Consider the following 24,136-nt stretch of genomic DNA (forward strand, 5'->3'; position numbering starts at 1 on the left):
TCCAGTCCAGGCATATGGTCAGCAGAAATTGAGGTCGAACCAGTTTCCCTCTTCAACCCCGATCCTACCGGCAGGGATAGACAATCTGCTATTTGTCCCGTTTTAAAACCATCATTTGAGATGCAATGCTCTCAGGGCAAGCGCTCAACCTCGGATCGGTCACTGTCATCCTTCAAGGCAACTCCAGTGCATCCGAGTTTTCTGGCTTTTCCGAGCAGGTGGAGCAACCGGAAGACAGCTTCGTCATAGGACAGCCCACCGGCCCGGATATTGGAGATGCAGTTTCTTTCTGCATCTGTGCATCCCGGATGCGGCCGGTAGGTCAGATAAGCTCCCAAGCTATCTGCCGATTTGAGGCCAGGTCGTTCGCCTATCAGGGCAAGAACCGCTTCGGCACCGCGAAGTCTTCCAATCTCATCCCCCAGCGCGACGCGTGCTTGTGTCGCCACGATAACGCTGTCCAGATTCCAATCCACCAGTCCCGCACGCAATCTCTCCAATATTGGTATTGCATGAGACGCAGGAGCCAGGGAAGAAAGCCCATCGGCAACAACGACGGTGAGCATTGCGGGAGGAGCGACATTCAGGCCCTCGAATATTTTGGTACAAGCTGAATCCAGAACACGTCCGAGATCAGGACGGCGTAGATACTCAGCTCTGTCTCGTGCCTGACTCCATACATGCGTTGAGTGAAAACCAGCCTGCTGAAACTGCACCTGTAATGTATTTACATCGAGGGGAACGTGAATCGTGTCACGTGCGCGTGCGTGATCGAGTGAAAACTCAAGCACGGCTTGCGTAGGCAAACTGGCCCCCACTCGTCCCATAGCGATGCGGGCCGAAGTCCATCGGGATAAAGAGCGCCAGGATTCTACTTGAACCAATTCATCTTTCACGCGAAATCTCGAATCCCCATTTCAGGCAGAAGTCGCTGAACGACACCGCCCGACAAGGTAAACTTGCCCCGCTCGTCAGTAACTTGCATTGCCCGAAGCCACTCTTCGAATTCCGGTGCCCTCTTCAGTCCAAGAACACTGCGAATATAAAGCGCATCGTGAAAAGACACGCTCTGGTAGTTCAGCATGATGTCGTCAGCACCCGGAACAGCGATGATGAAATTCACTCCCGCCACTGCGAGCAGAGTAAGCAAGGAGTCCATATCGTCCTGATCGGCTTCGGCGTGGTTGGTGTAGCAAACATCGCAACCCATCGGTAGGCCTAGAAGCTTGCCGCAGAAGTGATCCTCCAGGCCAGCGCGGATGATCTGCTTGCTGTCGTATAGGTACTCAGGACCAATAAAGCCTACCACCGTATTCACGAGCAATGGATGATATCTACGGGCAACGGCATAAGCACGTGCTTCGCAGGTTTGTTGATCTACTCCGAAGTTGGCCGCTGCGGAGAGAGCGGTTCCCTGCCCGGTTTCAAAATACATGCAATGATTGCCTACCGTTCCGCGCCGTAGGCTCAAGGCTGCCTCTTCTGCTTCCCGAAGCATTTCGAGGTTAACCCCAAAGCTTTCATTTGCCTTTTGCGTTCCAGCAATCGATTGAAAGACCAGATCGACCGGAGCTCCTTGTGCAATGGCTTGCATTGTGTTTGTCACATGCATCAGAACGCAACTTTGCACTGGAGCTTCGAAACGGACTCGAAACTCATCCAGCAGATGAAGCAGCTTAATAGAAGAAGCAATGCTGTCGGTCGCGGGATTGATACCAATCACCGCGTCGCCACACCCATACAGGATTCCGTCGATAACGGAAGCCATCGCCCCTCGCGGATCGTCGGTGGGATGATTGGGTTGCAGACGAACAGACATGGTTCCGGGAAGACCGATAGTAGAACGGAAGCGGGTCACAACACGGCAGCGGCTTGCCGCGAGAATAAGATCTTGATTGCGCATTAGCTTTGAAACCGCCGCAACCATCTCCGGGGTAAGTCCGGCACTGACGGCATTGAGCGTAGCCGGGGTCTGGGTATCCTGCAGCAGCCACTCCCTGAATTGTCCAACGGTTAAATGGGCAATTGGGGCAAACGCTTCGGCATCATGAGTGTCATAAATCAGGCGCGTAACATCGTCGTCTTCATACGGAATAACGGCTTCGTTAAGAAAGTGCTTCAGGGGAACGTCGGCCAGTGCGAATTTGGCAGCAGCGCGCTCTAGCTCCGACTCTGCTGCCAATCCTGCCAGACAGTCTCCAGAGCGTTCAGGAGTAGCCTTGGCAAGCAGAGTCTTTAGATCTCCAAAGCGATACTTAGAACCGCGAATTATGTGAGAAAACTCCATATCAGCTATACCTTGGCAAAAACTTCGTCAGGCTCAACCGAGCGACGACGGACAACCCGGAACAGCAGATATCCAAGAGCCACAAGGGAAAAGAAGATCGCAGAAACGATTTTGTTCGAATAGAGAATACTAGCCAGACAAATCGCAACCCCGAGTAAAGTCCAGATGGGAGAGAAAGGGTACATCCTCGCACGAAAGGGGCGTTTGAGATCGGGCTCACTCTTTCTCAATCGGAAAAGAGCAAGCATGCTAACCGCATACATCAGTAGTGCTCCCAATACTGACATAGTGACGACATTCGCAGTAAGAGGTTGGCCTGCAATGGTAACCCAGGAATCGCTGTAAATCGCCGCTATTCCCACAACGCCACCCGCCAGAATTGCCACCCACGGAGTCTTCAACCGGGGATGAATTCGGCCCAGGACCTCTGGAAGATATCCTGCACGTGCAAGAGCAAAGATCTGGCGTGAGTATCCAAAAATGATGCCGTGCAGCGATGCGATCAGTCCAAAGAGGCCCAGCCATACCAACATATGCAGCCAGCCACTCGAGGAACCAACAATCATCTTCATCGCTTGGGGTAATGGATCATTGATATTCGCCAGCAACTGCCAATTGCCGACGGCCCCGGCAAACAGCATGACACCAATTGCAAGCGATAGCAGAGTCCCGATACCCGCGATATAAGCAATTGGGATCGAGCGGGAAGGGTCCTTTGCCTCCTCTGCAGCCATGGCTACTCCTTCAATCGCAAGAAAGAACCAGATTGCGAAAGGAACAGCCGTAAACATGCCATGGAGTGTTGCGAACGAGAAATGTGTCTGCCCAGCCCATCCGTTTGCGAGGAAATTCTTCACATGAAACCCTGGCGCAACCACCGCCATGAAGACAATCAGCTCAAGAATAGCGAGTGTCGTAATGAAGAGTTCAAAGCTCGCCGCAATCTTCACCCCGAGAATATTGATCGCCATAAAGAAGAGATAGGACAGTACTGCCGCATGCCTGGGGTCGAGTCCAGGGTATTGCACATTGAGGTATGCACCGATAGCAAGCGCTATGGCCGGAGGGGCAAAAACAAATTCGATAAGAGTTGCAGCTCCGGCAATATATCCACCCAATTCACCAAAGGCTCTCTGCGCATAAGCAAACGGACCACCGGCATTGGGAATAGCAGTGGTTAGCTCGGTAAAGCTAAAGATGAAAGCCGTATACATGGTCGCCACAAGAATTGTGGTTATGAGAAAACCCAACGTCCCGGCACTCGCCCAACCGTAGCTCCAGCCAAAATACTCACCCGAAATCACCAGCCCAACGGCGATCCCCCAGAGCTGCCATGTGGTCAATGTTGCCTTCAGATGCGGATGTGCGTCCATGCGGCTCCTATTCGCTTGTTGTGAACATGTCCTACCCGAATCAGTTATCAAAAAACTGCAGAAGAAAGGGACTCGACCAACGATTGAACGAATCGTATTGCGAGCTCGTAGAGAAGCTTTCTCCGCATCATCTCAGATTTGCATTTACAAGAAAACTTGAAATATCAGGGCGTGGGAATAACGAGCACAGCAGGACGCACAAACAAAGCAGTCCTGCAAACTAAACTTCGGCAGATTGGGGCTACCTCGAACACATGAGGTTTTGATATATACTGACTCTGCGCCAAGTCTTTGGTTTTCCAAAACATCCAGTACAACTGGACAGCGTGGAAAGCAGCGACGTAATCGACACTGCATAAGTGATTGATTCTAAAGGCGGGAGTAGTTCAGTGGTAGAACGTCAGCTTCCCAAGCTGAATGTCGCCGGTTCGATCCCGGTCTCCCGCTCCATATTCATCCCTCTCCCAAAGCTCAGTTCAATAATCAGTTGCCATATCCTCGATACTCTTGCTGTTGTGCGCCTTCGGTACACTAAGTTCCTGTTTGATAACTACTCGGACGCGGCCAGTTCCGTATGACCGGTTCACCGACAACTCAACTGTGACATTGGGGTGGACTGAATTATTCTGTGATCGAATGCGTTTTCAGCCGACTATCACCTTTGAACAGTACAGGGACACCTGTCAGACCGTTATTGCTGCCAAACCCAAACGGGTTCGGCAGCGTTCGAAGATGGAGTACTTAGTCTTGGCTATTGTTTGTCTGGGGCTGGGACTAGCACCGCATTTGCCAGCCGCCCGCGTGCCGACTTTCACACTTTATGCCATGATGGCTCTGCTCTGGGTCTTTTACAAGCCGCTAGCGAAGTGGTCTCAGGAGAGATGCTTGAGGAAGATCTACGCCGAAGAACAAACGATGCTCAATGGGCAGGTCCTCACTGTGGATGAATCAGGAATCTTCTGCGAGCAGGTCAATGGCCAGGCCACATCGCATCAAACGTGGCAAGCCTTTATCAAGCGCATAGACATGCCCGACGCTTTCGTCTTCTTGTCATCACCCAACAGTTTTGTCCGCCTTCCAAAGGAGTTGCTTTCGCCGTCCGACCGTGATCGTATCTGGCAGTGGAGTTCAATAGTTCCGACGGCTGGTGATCGTTGAATTTGTCAAAAGGGTTCCGATGCCGGAACCGATAGCTCTGAGCATCCAATCATCGCAGCTTTTCTGTCGCGCATTTTTAACTACTGGTTCTGCCCCGACATAAGCTAGCCACTTTAATAGATACAGATGCTTCAAAAAAGAACTACATGTCGAACTACCCAAAAGATGCTTGTAGTGAAACGAAGAGACTTTCTATTAGGAGCTTATTCGAACTGCCGCTTGTGAAAATTAGATGTTGGCGCTTTCAGATTGAATGCTTCTATTCTTCGATTTAACTCGGCGACGCGGCGTTGGAAATCCCTCTTCGAAGTTGCACCCTTATCTCGCAGGCGACGAGCTTCCATTTCAATCTCCTTCGCCTCTTCGATCCAATCGGGAGCAAATCCGTTGTTCTTTAACAAGCGATGCGCCATCCGATCGGCGGGATCTTCAAATGGATTTTCACTGAGGTCGAGCGGCTCACCTTCGCCCTCTAGATGGTCGAAAGCACCTTCCTCTATTCCCTCACGAATCTTGCGCTCCGCGATAAGCTGCCATACATCCATTTCCTGAGTTTACCGTGACGACGACTAAGGGACAACGATTTCATCTCCAAGCATTCACGGTAGTACCGAAGCTCACGGAGAAATAGAACAAGGCCGGAGAGACTGCTTGCTCTCCGGCCTTTAACTACCTACCGGATGGCTTATTCCATCCGGAATTTTTAAGCTTTGGCAAGCCCCGAGGAGGCAGGACCTAGACGACGTGTAATAGAAGAAGAACGATTACGATCAGCAATACCAAGCCGATCCCGCTGCTCGGGTAATAGCCCCAGCTCCGGCTGTACGGCCAGGAGGGAAAGACCCCAATCAACATCAGGACAAGCAGTACGATCAGAACATCAATAATCATAAGTTAGAACCCTCCGGGGTTCAGATTTCACTCCCTCAGTTCATAGCCCACAAAAAGGAGATGCGATCATTCGCGCTCAAAGATGTCCTCTGGACAGGTTGTTATCCTAACTGTCGGCTAGTTCCCGAGCTCGATCGAAAATTGCAGAAAACATCTCCATCGTTAATCTTCCAGTATTTGTATTTTGCAGGGATGGGTGATAGCTGGCTAAAAGATACTTTCTCGAGGCAACCTCCCACTCCCCACCATGAGCAAAAGCAAAGCCACTGCGATTGGCACGTTGACCGGTTCTTACCAAGTGACTCACATATCCATCGAGAGCAATTTTTCCTAAACAGACAACCACCCGCAGGCGCTTCAGTAACGACAATTCTTCATCCAGATAGGGAGCACAATTACGCAGCTCTTCAGGCAACGGTTTGTTATCGGGAGGAGCGCAGCGGACTACCGAAGTAATCCACAGATCACGTAACTTCAGACCATCATCCATAGCCCAGGCTTTCGGCTGCGAAGCAAACCCCGTTGCATGTAGCACGGGATACAGAAAATCTCCGGAACCGTCGCCGGTGAAAGGCCTGCCGGTACGATTCGATCCGTGCGCACCGGGAGCCAATCCTACAATTGCTACACGTGCCTTAGGATCTCCGAACGAAGGCACGGGAAGGCCCCAGTACTTCCAGTCTTGATAGGCTCTGCGCTTTTGTTCAGCAATCAGCGTGCAGTGATGTCGCAAACGCGGACACAATTGGCACTGAACCACACGTTCGTTGAAAGACTTGAGATCGTTCTTCTTGGGGATATCTTTGGGGAACACAGAGGAAATTCTATAGGGTTTTCCACCCTGTGCCTCGTTTCTACCGCAAAGCGTAAAATGGCTCCGCTCACTGAAAGGCTCCAGCAGAAGCACCTCAGTGTCTATTGAGGGCTCCCTCGGAAGCCTCCGTAGCTCAATATGACCAAGGATGAGGTTCTTCGAATGAGGATAGGCAGACAGGCAGTCATTGCAGTCGCCGTAGGGGTACTGTTCATGTCGGGTTGCAAAAAGGCGCCACAGCCTGAAGCGCAACCTTCTGCTTCTACCGCGCAAAGCACGCCAAAAATTGGCGGACAGGATGTCGTTACGCTGACGCGTAAAGCAACCACCAATGGAGCTAAGCCAGAGTTCTTGAGCGCCACCATTCTCCCCGGACGAGGCATGAATCTCTTCCAGATCACGGCCTACCTCCCAGGAAAAGGAGAAGTAAAGCTTTTTGCATCTCCGACTCTTGAGGAAGCAGCCAGCAGGATGAATGGCGGTCCGGATGATTTCAATGGCAACCAGAGCTTCAAGTTCGGAGGAGCTTTCCTCGTTCCCTACCCCAACCGCATCCGTGGAAAACTTTCGGATGACAAGAAAACAATTACAACGGAGTGGCAGGGCAAGACCCTGACCTTACCGGCAAACTGGAAGGATGCCAATAATCCGAATGGAGAATGGCATGCGATGCATGGTCTGATCATGAACCGGCAGACTGACAGCGTCAGCACCCAAACTTCAGCCGACGGACAGACCATTACCGGAGTAATTCATGCTGGCAATTTTGGCGGACACTGGCCTTCCAGCACAGATTTGAATTTCACCATCAGCCTCAGCGGCGACGCGGTGGAGAGCACCATTACGGCCAAGAACGTAGGCAACGAGCCCGAGCCGATGGCTATTGGCTGGCATCCATACTTTTCCTTCCCCAGCGGCGATCGTAAGCAGGCGAAGCTTTATATCCCCGGAGACAAGCGCGCCGAAGTCAACAATTATGGAGACGTCTTCCCGACCGGGAAAGTCCTGCCTGTCAAAGGGACACCCTATGACTTCACCGCTTCTGAGGGCAAAGCGCTGGACGACATCTTTCTCGATGACAATTTCATGAACCTCAAGAAAGAAAATGACAAGGTAATCGTCAATGTTGCGGATCCCGCGGCAAACTATGGAATCCACATCATTGGCCTCTCTCCCGAAATTAAATCGATCCAGGTGTACGCTCCGAAGGACAAAGCTTTTGCTGCCGTCGAGGAGCAGTTCAACTATGGCGACCCCTTCGGGAAGGTATGGAAGGGTACCGATACGGGCATGGTCACGCTCAAACCCGGCCAATCCGTTACCTGGAAGGTTCGTCTGGAACTCTTCACCCCGAACAAATAAATCTATTGATGGGGCAGCAAACCATAGCTGTCCCATCAAAAAACCTCTTTCCAAACCATCTTTCGGTACCCGCGCTAAAAACCGTTCCAGCAGGACCTCAAAAATCGTTCTAGTGGAATCAGCAGCTTACGAGCGATTTGCCCGGGAGTTTCCAGGATTCCTTCCGTATTTTCAAAGGACTGAGGCCACGGTTTGACCCCTCCATGAAAGCCTCTTACCATTGATAATGACGCCCGATTCCGCGCTTTATCCCTGCTGTGCGCTTTAGCGGATCCTGCATGAAGGGCGAACATATCTGGAAGGCATTACGTTGAGTTCTACAGACACCGTCGAAACTACTCCGACTGCGCAAGATGCGGCATCGGCCGAGCACGATCACGCAGGTCATTCACACGAAGGACACGAGCACCATCATCATGGTCCGGTATTGAATCCGGAATGCACGCGGGACGTAGAATTTACCATCCCGGCTGAAGAGGTCTCAAAGAGCTTTCGTCAGGTCGTAAAACGGTATCAGAAGCTTGCCAAGATTCCTGGATTCCGCGCTGGAAAGGTGCCGGAAACTTTGATTCGTGGCCGCTTTGCTGATTCCATTCGCCAGGATGTAATGGAATCGCTGCTTCCTGAGCATTTCCGCAAAGTCATTGAAGCTCAGGACGTCAAACCGGTTTCGCAGCCACAGGTCACCGAGCTGACGGTAGAGGACGGACAGCCGCTTCATTGCAAAGCCAGCTTTGAAATCATGCCCACCTTTACCATCGACGGATACAAAGACGTCAAAGTGGAAAAGCCCTCTACCGAACTGACCGAAGAAGAGTATCAGGCGGAGTTGGAGCGTATTCGCGATTCTCGCGGCACCATCGAGCCTGTCGAAGAGGATCGTGCTCTGGTCGATGGCGACTGGGCTCAAATCTCCTTCAAGGGCGAGTTCAAGGGTGAAACCGAGGAAGCTGACTCTGTCGAGCCGATGGAAGGCGAAGACGTCAATGTCGAAGTCGGCGGCAAGTACACCTTGGAATCCTTCACCAATGCTCTGCGCGGCTCCAAGCCCGGGCAAGAATTGAAATTTGAAGTCGTGTACCCGGCGGACTTCTCAGACAAGCGTCTGGCTGGCAAGACTGTGGCCTACGACATCCAGGTCAAGGCAATCAAGAAGCGCAATCTTCCCGAATTGAATGATGAATTCGCGAAGGAACTGGGCGATTATGAATCCTTGGCAGACTTCGAGACGAAGTTCCGCGAGCACATGGCAGAGGACAAGCGCCGTCGCGTTGAGTCCGATACGAAGAGTCAGTTGATTGAAGCCTTGGCAAATCACTTCCAATTCCCGGTTCCGGAATCGCTGGTACAACAGCAGATCGATTACCGCCTGGATCGCGGACTCCGTGCTTTAGCAGCACAGGGAATGAGTCCCGAAGACATGCGGAAGATGGATTTCGACCGCTTGCGCTCAGCCCAGCATGAATCGGCTGCAGGCGAAGTGAAGGGCATCATCGTACTCGACAAGATCGCCGACGAAGAAAAGGTTGAAATCTCTGACGAAGAAGTAGAGCAGGAACTACAACTTATCGCACTTCAGAGCCGTGAACCAGTCGAACAACTCCGCAATCGTTTGACGCAGGACGGAAGCCTCGCTAGAATCCGTGAACAATTGCGGCGTGAGAAGACCGGGACATTGCTCTACGAGCGTTTAGCATAGAGTTCCCTGTCTTGATCCTGAGCCGGAGAGTTGTACCTCCGGCTTTCCCATTCACGAAACTCTAGACGGAGCCTCAAAAACTCCCAATTTACGAGCGAGAGCGGGAAAACATGGCATTGGTACCCATGGTGATTGAACAGACGAGTCGGGGCGAACGTGCCTACGACATTTATTCACGTCTGTTGCGCGATAACATCATCTTCCTTGGAACACCGATCGACGATCAGATTGCCAACTTAGTTATTGCACAGATGCTTTTCCTCTCTGGCGAAGACCCAGAAAAGGACATCCAGCTCTATATCAACTCCCCGGGTGGTTCAATTACTGCGGGCCTGGCAATCTATGACACAATGCAATTCATCAAAAATGATGTGGTTACGTATTGCATTGGACAAGCAGCCAGTATGGGAGCATTCCTGTTGATGTCGGGTACGAAGGGGAAACGCTTCGCATTACCGAATTCGCGTATCTTGATCCATCAGCCGTCAATGGGCGGGGTGAGCGGTCAGGCTACTGACATCGATATCCATGCTCGGGAAATTTTGCGTATACGTGAAATCACTAATACGCTGATGGCTAAACATACGGGCCAAACACTCGATAAAATTGAACGTGATGTCGAACGCGATTTCATCATGAATGCTCCACAGGCGAAAGAATATGGGATCATTGATGAAATCATCGATCGCCCACGTACTTGATTTGGACTTCGCTGTAAAGGAGTAAGAAGATGAAAACGCGCACGGGATCGGACGATACACTCCGCTGTTCGTTTTGCCACAAGTCACAAGATGCCGTGGCCAAATTGATCTCTTCGCCCAGCGACTACCCGCGCGCGTATATCTGCGATGAGTGCGTAGCCGTCTGTAATTCCATTCTTGAGGATGATCGCGGGGAGACCCAACCAGGTGCTGCCCCCGCTCATCTCCCCAAACCACAGGAAGTAAAGGCCTTCCTGGACGAGTACGTAATCGGGCAGGAGCAAACCAAGAAGAAGCTTGCCGTCGCCGTTTACAACCACTACAAACGAATCCAGATGAATCGTACGCGTGGGAATGATGTCGAGCTTGCAAAGTCGAACATTCTGCTCGTAGGTCCAACTGGTAGCGGCAAGACCTTACTGGCTCATACCCTGGCAAAAATGCTGGACGTTCCCTTTGCCATCGTGGATGCGACAACGCTGACAGAAGCGGGATACGTCGGTGAGGATGTGGAAAACATCATTCTGAAGCTGCTTCAATCAGCCGACGGGGATGTCGCCCGCACCCAAACAGGCATTATCTATATTGATGAGATCGACAAAATCGGCCGCAAGGACGAAAACCCCTCGATCACCCGTGACGTTTCAGGTGAGGGCGTACAGCAGGCTCTGCTGAAGATCCTTGAAGGCACCGTCGCGAACGTTCCTCCGCAAGGCGGCCGCAAGCATCCCCACCAGGAATTCACCCCGGTTGACACGACAAACATCCTGTTCATCTGCGGTGGAGCCTTTGTAGGACTGGAGCGTGTGATCGGACGCCGCATCGGCAAAAAGGCTCTGGGTTTCAAAGCCCTCACTGAAAGCGAAGCAGAGGCAGAAACGCCTCGGAATCAGCGGGATGCGGAGTTGCTACGTCAGGCAGAACCTCAGGACTTGATCAAGTTTGGTCTGATCCCTGAGTTTGTCGGACGTCTGCCAGTGATCGGTGTTCTCGACGAATTGGATGAAGTAGCGTTAGTAGAAATCCTAACCAAGCCGCGCAATGCAATTCTGAAGCAGTACCAGAAACTCTTTGAATATGAGAATGTTCGGCTCACCTTCACTCAGGACGCGACAGCGGCAGTTGCCCGCGAGGCGCTCAACAGGAAGGTCGGAGCTCGCGGACTTCGCATGATTCTGGAAGAGTTGATGCTAGACCTGATGTATCACCTGCCCAGCAATAAGAAGGTCAAGGAACTCGACATTACAGCCGAGATGGTCCAGAAACGCGACCTCTCTATGACACTTCTTGAGAAGGCTGGATAATACCCGGGATCAAGCTTCGCATAAAGAAAAGACTATGGCGGCTCACATAAGCCGCCATAGTCTTTTCTAACATCCTAAAAACCCGGATAAATCTCTCGCTGTACCAATTCAGAACCGACCCGCACCAGATGATGCAGTTAACAGCTGACGAGTCAGCGTGTATTCTGGAAACCTATACGTGATTTGCCTTACATTGGATCCAGAAGAATTTTTGAAGAAATAAACCAGATATTGGCGTCTTCATACTGCGGGGAGTTATGGTTCTTACGCTCTGCTCAGACCGATTGACGCTCCCCAAAACGCAAGAAACACGGAGATGATGTCGTTAACAGGCTTCTCCGGTGTATCGGGGCCCCTAGAGAGATGGTTGATAACCTTCCAAAGATCCCTCCCCGCGTACCGGAAACCGCCGACATTTCATCTTGCCGACAAGCAGGGTTGTTCCGTTACGGGAAGCCGAGCAAATTGCTGTAAGGGAAAAACTCGAAATTAGCATCTGAATGAATAAAGAACGACATCAGATTCGTCCGTTGTTTTCCACGTGAGAATCGTCGGTAACGGTAGTCGTCGCAGTACAATCAAGCCTACGCCGGAAACTCTTGGAGTGCATCAGGCAGGCTTGCCGCACATCTAATGGCTGGGAGATTAGGTAATGACACAGAGCAAAGAAAAGAGCGAGCTAAGAAAGCTTCCCATGATGCCCATCCGGGACATGGTGATCTTTCCCTTCATGATGACTCCGTTCGTGGTAGGGCGAGAGTCCAGCGTACGCGCGCTCGAAGAAGCTCTTAACGGCGACCGTAAGATCTTTCTTGCCACACAGCACGATGCAGGAATCGACGAACCTCGCCCCGAAGACATCTACAGCGTTGGCACGATCGGCAATATCGTGCAAAGCGTCAAGATGCCGGATGGCAATATCAAGGTCCTGGTCGAAGGCTTGGAACGCGGCAAGGCCGTCGAAGTTACCGACGCCGACGGATTCTTTGTAGCGACCGTCCGCACCACTACAGTTCAATTGGAAGTCACCCCGCAGCTTGAACCCCTGATGCAAAAGGTCACTTCCCTTTTTGAACAATATGTCAAGCTGCAGCAGTCGCTCAATTACGAAACCATGATTGCCGCCGTCCGTATGGACGAGCCGGCGAAGCTCTCCGATACCATCGCACAAAACTTACAGCTCTCTATCGAAGAGAAGCAGGCGTTGCTCGACATCTTCGATCCTGCGGAGCGGTTGTCGCGTTTGGCGGATGTTCTCGATATCGAGATCGAGAAGCTCAACATGGATCGCAGTATTCAATCCCGCGTAAAGCGGCAGATGGAGCGGGCGCAGAAAGAGTACTACCTCAACGAAAAGATCAAGGCGATCCAGAAGGAATTAGGCCGTGGCGAAAAGAGCGAGTTTGATGAACTCAAGCAGAAGCTCGAAAGCGCGGGAATGCCTAAGGACGTCTTTGAAAAGGCTATTCAGGAGCTGAAGAAGCTCGAAGCAATGCCTCCGATGTCGGCCGAGTCAACCGTATCGCGCAATTATCTCGACTGGTTGCTCGCTGTGCCGTGGAAGAAGCGCTCAAAGGAAACTCGCAGCATCGATCATGCGGAAAAGGTATTGAACGAAGATCACTACGGACTGGAAAAGATCAAGGAGCGCATCCTGGAGTTCCTGGCCGTTCGTCAACTCGTCAAGAATCCCAAAGGATCGATTCTCTGTTTCGTTGGACCTCCGGGCGTGGGCAAAACTTCACTCGGCATGTCGATTGCCAAGGCGACAGGACGGAAGTTCGTCCGTATGTCGTTAGGTGGAGTCCGCGATGAGGCCGAAATTCGCGGCCATCGCCGTACCTATATAGGAGCTTTGCCAGGTCAGATTATTCAGTCCATGAAGAAGGCCGGCACAAAGAATCCCGTCTTCATGCTGGACGAGGTCGACAAGATGGCCTCCGACTTCCGTGGCGATCCGGCCTCTGCACTTCTGGAGGTATTGGATCCGGAGCAGAACACCTCCTTCCAGGATCACTACCTGGACGTGGAGTATGACCTCTCCCAAGTCCTCTTTGTAGCTACGGCCAATGTGCTACACACGATTCCAGCTCCGTTGCAGGATCGCATGGAGATCCTGCGTCTGCATGGATATACCGAGGACGAAAAGGTTGAGATTGCAAAGAACTATCTGATTCGCAAGCAGCGTGAGAATTGCGGCTTGAGCGAGAAAAACATCGTCATTAAAGATGACGCCGTACAGGAGATCATCCGCAGCTACACCCGTGAAGCGGGCGTCCGCAACCTGGAACGCGAAATCGGAAATGTATGCCGCAAAGTCGCACGCCGTGTTATCAAAAACGGTGCAAAGCACAAAGAGCAGATCACCGCAGCCAACGTAAATGAGTTTCTCGGTGTTCCGAAATTCCGCGATTCGCAGGTCAACGAGAAGAGCGAAGTTGGCCTGGTTACAGGCTTGGCGTGGACCGAAGTGGGTGGCAGCATTCTCTCCACTGAAGTTCAGGTTCTCGATGGTAAAGGCAAGCTAACGCTCACGGGACAGCTGGGCGACGTCATGCAGGAGTCGGCTCAAGCAGCCCTCTCCTATGTTCGTAGCCGCGCGCTGCACCTGGGTCTGCCACGAGACTTCTACCGCAATGTAGATATTCACGTGCATGTACCGGAAGGTGCAATTCCCAAGGATGGACCATCGGCGGGCATCACCTTAGCTACAGCACTCTCCAGCGCACTTGCCAAGATTCCGGTTCGCAAGGACGTAGCCATGACAGGGGAGATCACTCTCCGTGGCAAGGTACTTCCTATCGGAGGATTGAAGGAGAAGCTTCTGGCCGCACATCGCGCCGGAATCTTCGAGGCCATTCTGCCGCGTGAAAACGAAAAGGACTTGGCTGATCTTCCGGAAAATCTGAAGAGTGCAATGAAGCTGCACTTTGTCGACCAGATGGATGAGGTCCTGAAGCTTGCTCTGGAGGGACCATTGCCTGAGTTCAAGGAGGATTCGCCGGAGGTGCTTTCTACGGTTCCTGCTACGATTCCGCCTGAACAGCGTCCACATCAGTAGTCATCACAGAGGGCCGCGGTATCTATAGTGCCGCGGCCTTCGTGTGTCAGCCCTCAAACGCATCTGCTCCACTCCAACGAAAGCGGTAAAGGTTAGGCTTTGTGATACCTTCTCGCTTACAATTTCTCTTTCATGCGCATTTTTACGCGATTCCTTTTGTCTGCCACTTCTGCCGCTCAATTCCCTGCGCCTACAGCGCCGGAATTCGCTTTTCTTGGTCGGTCGAATGTTGGCAAGTCTAGCTTGATTAATGCACTCCTGGGCTCAAAAGCAGCAAAAGTATCCTCTACCCCAGGGCGAACCCGAGCCATCAACTTCTTTGCTCTGACGGATACGCCACAGTCACAGCAGGCACGCTTCGTCTTTGCCGACTTGCCGGGATATGGCTACGCCAAAATTTCAAAGTCTATCTCTGCTGAATGGCCCAAATTCATCGAGCCCTATCTGGCCGAGCGCGAATCGCTGGCTCTCTGCATCTGCCTGATAGACAGCAATATTCCTGCACAGGCAAGCGATAAGCAACTGATCGATTACCTCAAGGCAAGCGGACGAAACTTCCTTGTCGTAGCTACCAAATGCGATCGCTTGTCAGGAAATCAGCGCACAAAGAACGCCATGGAGTTGAAGCGTAACCTCGGAATCGAGGACCTGCTTATGTGCTCTTCAAAGACAGACAGCGGAATGAAGGAGCTTTGGAACATCATCGACACAGCAGCAAATAGTTAGGCCATTTCGCAATACTCTCTCGGGACAGGAGCTTGCTAAACGCAGCACTTTTGATGGGAAAGCTGTGCTCGGATCGTTTCTTGCTGATACACCTCTGTGGAAACGGTCCAGAGCGGAGAAAATGCACCTGAACCGCTACTATCTCCATTCCCATATTTGTGTGCAAATAAAGAAGTTCTGCTATCTTTCTATCCATGTTCTTCCTGGTCATCGAGAACTTCAAAAATCGGGACCCGAAGCCAATTCGAGAGCGATTTCTCAGCGACGGCCGCATGATGCCGGTTGATCTTGTCTATCACTCCAGCTGGATCGATCCCGTCAATGCACGCTGCTTTCAGATCATGGAGACAGGCGACCCCGAATTCCTTCGCCAATGGATGAGCCACTGGGAAGACATTGTTGACTTTGAAATCATCCCCGTAATGCCCTCCAATGAGTATTGGCCTCTAGTGGACAAGAAGCATAAAGGCAAAGCTAAAGCAAAGAGCAAAAAATAGCTCGGTCAGCCAGGATGTAAACAGGACCACAAGCAAAAATCCGCGAAAGCGACTGGTTTTCTCGTCCTCGACTCCCAAGAAAACTATCATTGATAACTATCGGCCCACGAGCATTCAACATGGCGATCAAGAGACGCTCTCTCGATCGTTATGGTACAACGAAGTCAATATGAAACTGACACGGTTTCTAAAACCCGCACTTCTGATTTTGCTTTCCGCAACAATCTGTACTTCTTATGCTGTAGCACAGGGAAATTCGCACGGACACGGCAAAGGAAACAAACACGACCGCGATGATGCTCCGGAGCAACAGGAGATGAAGCATACGGGTCAAGGCCATTACTTCCGTGATTCCGACTACGGGCTGATCAGGCAATACTATTCCGGTCCCACGAACCTGCCTCCCGGGTTGCGTAAGAAATATGCCCGCACAGGAACTCTGCCTCCAGGATGGCAAAAGCGCTTTCAGCCCATGCCACCAGTCCTGATACAGCAGCTTCCACCAATTCCCGCATATTGTGAACGTGGTTATCTCGACGGACAAGCCATCGTCTATGACCGTAGAACACGTGTAATTCTCGACTCAGTGGATTTAGTCAGTGCTCTCTCGGGAAGATAGCCATTCAAGACGAAGGGCATGATTCACTCCAAACCAGGCAGTCTACATCCCGGTCGGGACTGACTCTATTTACCTGTTTCCTATTGCCGCTCCAAATACGTTTCAGTCCCAGATCACCTCCCTGGCCCCTCCCCGCTATCCCTTTTATTGCCAATATTCCCCGGGATAAGGGACAATCAATTCCGTGGTCGTGGTAAAAGCAGCCCGCTCCTCTCTCATGCAGAATTCGCTTAACCAGGACGATCGAAGGACGATACTGCAACAGCTTGACCGGCTTTTGGCAGACCCGCTTTTCAGCAACAGCAAGCGCTATCCCGCGTTCCTAAAACATGTCGTTCATAAAGCACTCGATGGACAGACAGACCAACTCAAAGAGAGGGCCCTTGGCATCGAAGTTTTCAACCGAGCGGCTGACTATGATACAAACGCCGATCCCGTAGTCCGCGTAACTGCGGGCGAAATCCGGAAACATCTGGCACAGTACTATTACCATCCCGAACACAGCCAAGAGCTTCGCATCGAATTACCGCCACGAACATATGTTCCTGTTTTCCGCTTTGTACCCACGAATTCTGTTCAAGCAGCGGAAAGTCCAGTTCACGAAGAATCCCCTGCTGTTCAGGTTATTCCGATCGACTCTCCTACCGTCCCATCGAGAAAAGGATTAACCCCTACCCGGCGGATCATCCTGGCCTGCGTGTGTGTGACGATCGTATTCGCTATAGGAACAGGGATCTGGTTTCTCCGAGACAACTCTATCTCGCGATTTTGGGGACCAATTGTCGATACTCCCGGCACGATAGCGATTTGTTTGCCAGATCTTGACCAGTTTCACCCCCTAGGAACCGATCCCTCTCTTGGAGAAGTTCTCCAACATCGGAATCAGGCAAACCTGATCGATGTCATGACGTTGAACCACATTTCGACCTACCTGCACCGCAGAAACAGGGCATACCGCATCGCTTCTGCGAAAGAGCTTTCTCTAACCGACCTGATGTCGGGACCTATTATCCTGGTCGGAGCAATGGACAACGAGTGGACGATTAAGCTCTCAGAGTCCCTCAAGTTCCATTTTGTTCAGAAGCAAGGTATCGGAGCTATCGTCGATCAGTCCTCCCCTGACGACATACGGTGGTCAATTGACTTCAGTAAACCGGCCCGCCTTCTTAACAAGGATTTTGCTCTCATCGCGCGCTATCATGATCCCACCACGGATCGTCCAGTTCTGATCGCCGGTGGACTTGCCGCCCAAGGGACCACTGCTGCGGGAGAGGCTCTCGTCAATCGCCGAATCATGGATCAGATCTTTGCCCAGGCACCGAAAGGCTGGAAGGGAGAGAATCTGGAGGCGGTTCTGGAGACAGAAGTCATCGATGGTAAGTCGGGAGCTCCCCGCCTCCTGGCCATCTACTTCTGGTAGGCCCTTCTATGCATCTCTACTGAGCATCCACCCAAATCGAGAATGCGCTGACCGGCTCCCAAAAACGTAATATACGTTCCTATTTCCGCCCAGCAATCTTCCTCTAACTATCCTCTATTCATCAAGTTACAAAAAGTACAAAGGTTCACACCATAAAGACCTTGCCCTTTCGGCATGGAAATCCATAGCGTGACTGACGCTGCTTGATTCAATCGAAACCAGGTACGAATCTGCCGAATGAAAGCTGTTCCGAAGACGCCGCCATCCCCCATCCTCCCCCGTTCCAAAACATGACCCGAGAAAAGTCGTTCAAGCCCTGCAACTCCAGCCGGGTACTACAAAGACCCCAAGAATACACACACCACGAGGATTGAAAATGTCTCGAAGAAATAGACCCAGAAGAAAGAAAACCCATTCGAGAACGCTGTTAGCGATCACCGTCGCTGCACTTTTAGGCACTAGCCTTTACTGCCTGGCTGTTCCGAAGAAAACCTCGAAGGCTCAGACCGACTCAACATCGCCATCCAAGGAAGATGTCAACAAGCGGGTGCAAGCACTCCTGAAGCAGATGACATTGCAGGAGAAGATCGGACAGCTCAATCAGATCTCCGGAGGACTGGCCACCGCTGCTAATCAAGGGGCAAACACAAAACCGGAAGATCTCATTCGAAGGGGAGAAACCGGATCCATTCTCTGGCTTAATGACCCCAAAGAGATTGATCGTCTTCAGCACATAGCTGTCGAAGAATCACGCCTCCATATACCACTCCTGGTGGGACTCGATGTCATACACGGATATCAAACGGTCTTTCCCGACCCTCTAGGTTTGTCTGCAACATGGAATCCCGCACTGGTCGAAAAGGCCCAGTCCATGTCGGCTCGTGAGGCTAGAGCGGCAGGAATCAATTGGACCTTTGCCCCCATGCTGGATATCGCTCGCGATGCTCGCTGGGGCCGTATAACCGAAGGCGCAGGAGAAGACCCATTTCTGGGTGCAGCCATGGCACGCGCTCAGGTCCTAGGTTTTCAAGGCCCGGCCCTTGGCACCCAAGGACGAATCCTGGCCACGATGAAACATTTCGTCGGCTATGGCGCGGCAGAGGGAGGCAGAGATTACGACGCCGTCAATGTGCCAGATACTCAACTGCAAAATGTCTATCTTCCACCCTTCCGAGCGGCGGTCAAGGCAGGTGTTGGCAGTGCAATGAGTGCCTACATGGACTTTAACGATGTCCCGGTCTCAGGCAATGCTTACCTCTTAACTGAGGTCTTGCGCAAGCAGATGGATTTTCAAGGTTTTGTAGTCTCGGATGCCATGGCTGTCGGAGATCTGATTACCCATGGTTATGCCCGCGATGGAGCCGATGCAGCCTACAAAGCACTTACCGCGGGTCTAAATATGGAAATGGCCAGCGGCATGTATGCTCGTTATCTCCTTGGGGAAGTGAAAAGCGGTAAGGTCACGGAAGCTCAGATTGATCAGGCGGTAGCTCCCATCCTGGCTATCAAATTCCGCCTTGGCCTATTCGAACACCCATACGTAGAAGCAGATGGACCGGTCACAGCGGAAGAAGTTGCTGCACAGAGAGCTTTAGCTCGCAAGGCCTCTCAAGAATCCATTGTCCTGCTTCGAAATGAAGGAAATCTCTTACCACTGAAAAAGCAACTCTCTTCGATCGCAGTTCTTGGTCCGTTGGCCGATGCTTCCACCGATATGCTGGGCCTCTGGGGGTTGTTGAATACTCGTGATCCCCAAATCATCTCTGTATTGCAGGGCATAAAGAACAAAGTCGGTCCCGAAGTCCGCGTAGATTATGCTACAGGACCACATATTCAGAGGAAGTATCCCTCATTCTTTTCTAGTGTCTTCCATATGAATGAACAAACACCGCAGACACCGGAAGAAGAGAAACAGGCTATTGAACAAGCCGTTGCGATAGCAAAGAATGCAGATATCACGGTACTCGTCCTGGGAGAGGACTCCGTGATGGCTGGAGAATATGCTTCACGTAGTTCGATATCTTTGCCGGGCCGCCAACAGGAGTTGATGGAAGCAGTCCAGGCATTAGGGAAACCAGTTATCCTCGTCCTGGTCAACGGACGGCCCTTGGATATCTCCTGGGCATCGCAACATGTGCCTGCAATCCTCGAATCCTGGTATCCAGGAGTGGAGGGAGGCAATGCTATTGCAGACCTACTCTTCGGCGATGCAATGCCCAAAGGGAAACTGCCTGTCTCCTGGCCCCGTAACTCGGGACAATTACCTTTGTATTACGCGCACAATCTCACCCAGCGCCCTGAAACCGCTCCCGATTTCACCTCCAGATACTGGGATATCTCTTCGTTCCCCCTGTATCCCTTCGGATATGGATTGAGTTATACGAACTTCACCTACTCCAATCTGACCGTTACACCAACAACTTCCGCCAGCAATCCAGCCATTAATGTATCCGTAGATGTAACGAATGCAGGCTCCAGACCGGGCGATGAAACCGCGCAATTGTACATCCACCAGCATGCAGGATCTGCTTCACGTCCGATCCGGGAGCTGAAGGGCTTTCAGTGTATCGCCCTGCAGCCGGGAGAAAAGAAGACACTGCACTTTACCCTGACAAAAGACGAACTGCAGTATTGGAGTGCAGCTAAGCGAGATTGGACTGTAGATCCGGCTAAGTTCGATATCTGGGTAGGTGGAGATTCCGCTGCGACCCTTCATGCTGAAACTAACGTAGAGTAAGATTTGGCTCGAAAGGGTTTAGCTGGTACTCTCAGCTCCCTTTCGAATGCCATTCCATAAGGAGCCTCCCAATGTTGCATTTGCACGACCTGCGGCACTTTACTATGAGAAGCCGCCGCACTAACTGGATGAAATTCATATCAGCCAGTATCCTCTTTCTTTTTGTATCTGCTGCGGCTCTTGTTTGTGGAGAGCTCCAACTTTCTGCTGCAGAACTAGCGATAAAAACTCCGGCCGGTAGTCTTCATGGCAAAGAAATCAATCAAGGCAAGGTACATGCCTTTCTCGGTATCCCCTATGCAGCTCCGCCGGTAGGCGATTTGCGCTGGCGTGCCCCCCAGCCACTCAAGCAGTGGAAGGGAGTGCGTGAAGCCGACAATTTCGGAGCACATTGTGCACAAGGCAAAGTCTTCGACGACATGATCTTCCAGGATGCAGGAGCAAGCGAAGACTGCCTCTTTCTAAATGTCTATACTCCCGCCGAGGCTGCACCTAACAGTAATCTGCCTGTCATGGTCTGGATTCACGGCGGCGGATACGCTGGTGGCGGTAGCTCTGAACCGCGCCATAATGGAGACTTCCTGCCCACAAAAGGCGTCATTCTGGTTACGATCAATTACCGGCTAGGGGTCTTTGGCTTTCTCAGCACTTCCGATCTCGCAAAGGAGGCCGGAGGGAGTGCGGGCAACTACGGGCTGATGGATATGATCGCCGCGCTAAAGTGGGTAAAGAACAATATTCACCCCTTTGGCGGCAACCCGCAAAACATAACAATTTTCGGTGAGAGTGCAGGCTCCTTTGCGGTCAGTACCCTGATGGCCTCCCCTATGGCTCAAGGGTTATTTCATAAAGCAATCGGAGAAAGTGGAGCAGCTTTTAGCTCGGCTACATTAGGGTATCCGCCACTCTCGGTGCAGGCGAAAAAGGATGATGCCTGGGTGAGCACGCTTGGCGTCTCCACACTAGAACAGCTCAGAGCAATGCCTGCGGAAAAGTTGCTTGCAGGCGCAGCACAAAGTGGCATGGTCCGCTTCTCTCCGGTAATCGATGGCAAAGTTCTGACCGAAGCGGTAAATGCAACTTACGCTGCCGGAAGACAGGCCCATGTTCCACTGCTTGCAGGCTGGAATCACGACGAGGCTAGCTTCGTGGCACTCCAGGGAACGACTGCAGAAAAGTGGAAAGCACGTGCGACGGAGCTCTATGGAGCGAAATCTGCCGAATTTCTAAAGCTCTATCCGGGAGAAGACGACGCGCAAGCTTTACGTTCCATGATCGACTATGCCGGAGATCAGTTCATCGCGTTCTCTACATGGAAGTGGATCGAAGCACATCAGAAGACGGGGAAAGCTCCCGTCTACCGTTATCGTCTGGATCTGGCTGCACCAAAGAGCAAATTTCACGACGCAGCGGCATTTCACTCCGACGACATTGAGTATGTTTTCGGAACACTCGATACACGACCAGAAGCTGCTTGGCGCACAACGGACCGCACTCTCAGCGAGCAGATGATGGGTTACTGGACTAATTTTGCCAAGACAGGTGATCCCAATGGCCCAGGATTACCTACATGGCCTCTCTATGATCCCGACAAAACGGTTCTTCATCTAGACTCGCCAATTGCGGCAAAGCCGGATACCAATCGGCCTCGTTACCTCTTCCTACAGGAACAGGAATCGAATCCCACAAAATGAACTCCCGTAATCCCGGACCTCTTCTCCAGCGGTTCCGGGATTACGTTTTAGAACCATCTCTACGCCGGACCCAATCTAAAAATAGTTTTCACTTGAAAGAATCAATATCCGGTTTTATCGTTCGGCAAAACACATAAACAGGTTTTCTGTCATGCCGAAAAAGATCCTCCCAAAGTTGAGCTTTCCCCTTGGTTTCCATTTCTCTTTGTCTGCACAACGAAGCTTTTGGCTCGCCGTGTCTGCAGGAATTCTCTTCTTCAGCAGCTCTCTCCTGGGACAAGATCAGCCTCAGCTGAAAATCGACGATTTTGCAGGGCATCCTCGAGTCATCGTGCTCAGTGATATCGGCAATGAACCAGACGATCAGATGTCTCTCGTTCGTTTTCTACTTTATTCAAATGAATTCGACGTCAAGGGACTCATCGCTTCAACATCTACCTGGCAAAAAAGTGCAATCCATCCGGAAACCATGCATGCTCTGATCGATGCCTACAGGAAGGTGCGTCCTAACCTTTTGCTGCATGCAAAAGGTTGGCCTACCGCTGAACAGCTCGATCATCTTGTCTGGGCTGGACAGCCTGGATACGGCATGGCAGCAACCGGAGCGGATAAAACGTCTCCCGGTTCCGACGCAATTCTCCGTGCTGCAGACCGTGATGATAACCGTCCGCTATGGATATGCATTTGGGGAGGCGCCAACACTCTGGCGCAAGCACTTCTTCAACTGCGTACGGCGCATACTCCTGAAGAAGTAGACAGGGTCGTTTCCCGCTTACGTATATATTCCATCTCCGATCAGGACGATGCAGGAGCTTGGATTCGGAAGGAATTTCCGAAGCTCTTCTACATCGTAGAGCCCTCCACTCAATCGAGTGATGAATACTATTACGCAACCTGGACGGGAATCGCAGGAGACATCTATTACCGCAACGGAACTGGAGCAAATACCACTGTTGTCACAAATGAATGGCTGGATACGAACATCCGCAACAAAGGGCCTCTCGGAAAGGTGTATCCCAAATTCGCCTTCATAATGGAGGGAGACACACCATCGTTCTTGGGCTTAATCGACAACGGCCTGAACGCATACCGTCGCCCCGATTGGGGAGGCTGGGGAGGTCGGTACATCTACCGGCAACCGTATGGAGAATCGCATGCTATCTGGACACAAGGTGGCGGGGTCTTCGACCGGAGAACATCGCAGGACACAGTCACGGGCACAGATGGAAAGCCGTACACCTCAGATCAGGCCACTATTTGGCGTTGGCGGGAAGCCTTCCAGAATGATTTTGCAGCACGCATGGATTGGACAATCAAAGATTATGCCAACGCCAATCATAACCCTGTACTAGAAGTTAATGGCCAGGCAGGAACAGCGCCAATCACGATTGACGCCGAAGTGGGTAAGGCAATAATTCTCGATGCCAGCCGGAGCTCCGATCCCGACGGACAGCATCTGCGTTATCACTGGTTCCACTATGCAGAGGCCGGTGCAAACGATACAAACAACTCTTCTGTAACACTCACCGATGCTGATACATCCAGGGTCACTGTGACACCTACAGCTGTATGCCGCGAACCCTGGCTTACGTTCCCTTCCTATCGCTGTGAAGGTACGGGAACAGCTCATATCATTCTCGCGGTCACCGACGCTGGTGCTCCACGCCTGACTAGCTATCGAAGGATTATTTTGAATGTACATCCCAAGGCTCAGGGACAATAGGGCATTTCGATACTACGGCTGTGACGCGCTGAGAAAGGGCACAGCGGAAGCTGTGCCCTAAAGTTTCTAA

19 protein-coding genes and 1 tRNA gene are annotated in these 24,136 nt (G+C 51.7%); 14 read left to right on the top strand and 6 right to left on the bottom strand.

All coding sequences use genetic code 11. From position 1 onward, the window contains the following. Positions 1-131: 131 nt before the first annotated feature. The 3 genes from eutC to eat are packed head-to-tail and all read right to left on the bottom strand — an operon-like array spanning position 132 to position 3,660. Positions 132-896, bottom strand: coding sequence for an ethanolamine ammonia-lyase subunit EutC (gene eutC, locus AC6I7T_RS08645; protein WP_497792957.1), 765 nt, complete (start codon positions 894-896; stop codon positions 132-134). Continuing rightward, the gene (locus tag AC6I7T_RS08650; RefSeq protein ID WP_497792959.1) at positions 893-2,287 is read right to left on the bottom strand and encodes an ethanolamine ammonia-lyase subunit EutB; all 1,395 of its coding nucleotides are present in this window, start codon (positions 2,285-2,287) and stop codon (positions 893-895) included. The genes eutC and AC6I7T_RS08650 overlap by 4 nt, the downstream gene beginning before the upstream one ends. A 5-nt stretch (positions 2,288-2,292) precedes the next feature. After that, positions 2,293-3,660, bottom strand: coding sequence for an ethanolamine permease (eat, locus tag AC6I7T_RS08655; protein ID WP_497792960.1), 1,368 nt, complete (start codon positions 3,658-3,660; stop codon positions 2,293-2,295). Positions 3,661-4,035: 375 nt separating this feature from the next. Here eat and AC6I7T_RS08660 point away from each other — a divergent pair. Together AC6I7T_RS08660 and AC6I7T_RS08665 are read left to right on the top strand one after the other, a co-directional pair. Next, positions 4,036-4,110 (top strand) — tRNA-Gly (locus tag AC6I7T_RS08660). Positions 4,111-4,296: 186 nt separating this feature from the next. Further along, positions 4,297-4,818 (top strand): hypothetical protein, encoded by a 522-nt coding sequence (locus tag AC6I7T_RS08665; RefSeq protein ID WP_497792961.1) that lies wholly within the window; start codon positions 4,297-4,299, stop codon positions 4,816-4,818. A 203-nt stretch (positions 4,819-5,021) separates the two neighbouring features. On the opposite strand, the gene AC6I7T_RS08670 is transcribed toward AC6I7T_RS08665, so the two are convergent. The 3 genes from AC6I7T_RS08670 to AC6I7T_RS08680 all read right to left on the bottom strand — a co-directional run bounded on the left by AC6I7T_RS08670 (position 5,022) and on the right by AC6I7T_RS08680 (position 6,523). Then, the gene (locus AC6I7T_RS08670) at positions 5,022-5,363 is read right to left on the bottom strand and encodes a DnaJ family domain-containing protein (RefSeq protein WP_497792962.1); all 342 of its coding nucleotides are present in this window, start codon (positions 5,361-5,363) and stop codon (positions 5,022-5,024) included. A gap of 190 nt (positions 5,364-5,553) precedes the next feature. Then, positions 5,554-5,709 carry a DUF3309 family protein gene (locus tag AC6I7T_RS08675; protein WP_497792963.1) on the bottom strand — a complete coding sequence of 52 codons (156 nt, stop codon included), beginning with the start codon at positions 5,707-5,709 and terminating at the stop codon, positions 5,554-5,556. A 106-nt stretch (positions 5,710-5,815) separates the two neighbouring features. Then, positions 5,816-6,523: a uracil-DNA glycosylase gene (locus AC6I7T_RS08680; RefSeq protein ID WP_497792964.1), complete on the bottom strand. Its 708-nt coding sequence runs from the start codon at positions 6,521-6,523 to the stop codon at positions 5,816-5,818. Between the two features lie 162 nt (positions 6,524-6,685). On the opposite strand from AC6I7T_RS08680, the gene AC6I7T_RS08685 reads away from it, so the two are divergent. The 12 genes from AC6I7T_RS08685 (at position 6,686) to AC6I7T_RS08740 (ending at position 24,066) form a co-directional block, all read left to right on the top strand. Continuing rightward, the gene (locus AC6I7T_RS08685; protein ID WP_497792965.1) at positions 6,686-7,885 is read left to right on the top strand and encodes an aldose 1-epimerase; all 1,200 of its coding nucleotides are present in this window, start codon (positions 6,686-6,688) and stop codon (positions 7,883-7,885) included. A 310-nt stretch (positions 7,886-8,195) separates the two neighbouring features. Then, complete coding sequence (tig, locus tag AC6I7T_RS08690) at positions 8,196-9,584, top strand: trigger factor (RefSeq protein ID WP_497792966.1); 1,389 nt, start codon at positions 8,196-8,198, stop codon at positions 9,582-9,584. 110 nt (positions 9,585-9,694) lie between these two features. Next, a complete protein-coding gene (gene clpP / locus AC6I7T_RS08695) occupies positions 9,695-10,285 on the top strand; it encodes an ATP-dependent Clp endopeptidase proteolytic subunit ClpP (protein ID WP_497792968.1) in 591 nt (196 codons plus the stop codon). Between the two features lie 29 nt (positions 10,286-10,314). Continuing rightward, positions 10,315-11,589, top strand: a complete 1,275-nt coding sequence (clpX, locus tag AC6I7T_RS08700) for an ATP-dependent Clp protease ATP-binding subunit ClpX (RefSeq protein ID WP_497792969.1) — start codon at positions 10,315-10,317, stop codon at positions 11,587-11,589. 652 nt (positions 11,590-12,241) lie between these two features. Beyond that, the gene (gene lon, locus AC6I7T_RS08705) at positions 12,242-14,650 is read left to right on the top strand and encodes an endopeptidase La (RefSeq protein ID WP_497792970.1); all 2,409 of its coding nucleotides are present in this window, start codon (positions 12,242-12,244) and stop codon (positions 14,648-14,650) included. A 132-nt stretch (positions 14,651-14,782) separates the two neighbouring features. After that, complete coding sequence (gene yihA / locus AC6I7T_RS08710) at positions 14,783-15,376, top strand: ribosome biogenesis GTP-binding protein YihA/YsxC (RefSeq protein ID WP_497792971.1); 594 nt, start codon at positions 14,783-14,785, stop codon at positions 15,374-15,376. A 194-nt stretch (positions 15,377-15,570) separates the two neighbouring features. Next, positions 15,571-15,873, top strand: a complete 303-nt coding sequence (locus AC6I7T_RS08715; RefSeq protein ID WP_497792972.1) for a DUF3303 domain-containing protein — start codon at positions 15,571-15,573, stop codon at positions 15,871-15,873. 169 nt (positions 15,874-16,042) lie between these two features. Next, complete coding sequence (locus tag AC6I7T_RS08720; RefSeq protein WP_497792973.1) at positions 16,043-16,492, top strand: hypothetical protein; 450 nt, start codon at positions 16,043-16,045, stop codon at positions 16,490-16,492. Positions 16,493-16,676: 184 nt separating this feature from the next. Continuing rightward, positions 16,677-17,912: a hypothetical protein gene (locus AC6I7T_RS08725; protein WP_497792974.1), complete on the top strand. Its 1,236-nt coding sequence runs from the start codon at positions 16,677-16,679 to the stop codon at positions 17,910-17,912. 376 nt (positions 17,913-18,288) lie between these two features. Beyond that, positions 18,289-20,649, top strand: a complete 2,361-nt coding sequence (gene bglX, locus AC6I7T_RS08730; RefSeq protein ID WP_497792975.1) for a beta-glucosidase BglX — start codon at positions 18,289-18,291, stop codon at positions 20,647-20,649. Positions 20,650-20,777: 128 nt separating this feature from the next. Then, positions 20,778-22,343, top strand: coding sequence for a carboxylesterase/lipase family protein (locus tag AC6I7T_RS08735; protein WP_497792976.1), 1,566 nt, complete (start codon positions 20,778-20,780; stop codon positions 22,341-22,343). A gap of 235 nt (positions 22,344-22,578) precedes the next feature. Beyond that, positions 22,579-24,066, top strand: a complete 1,488-nt coding sequence (locus tag AC6I7T_RS08740) for a DUF1593 domain-containing protein (protein ID WP_497792977.1) — start codon at positions 22,579-22,581, stop codon at positions 24,064-24,066. Positions 24,067-24,136: the final 70 nt, after the last annotated feature.

Source organism: Humiphilus diazotrophicus (genome assembly GCF_059726315.1).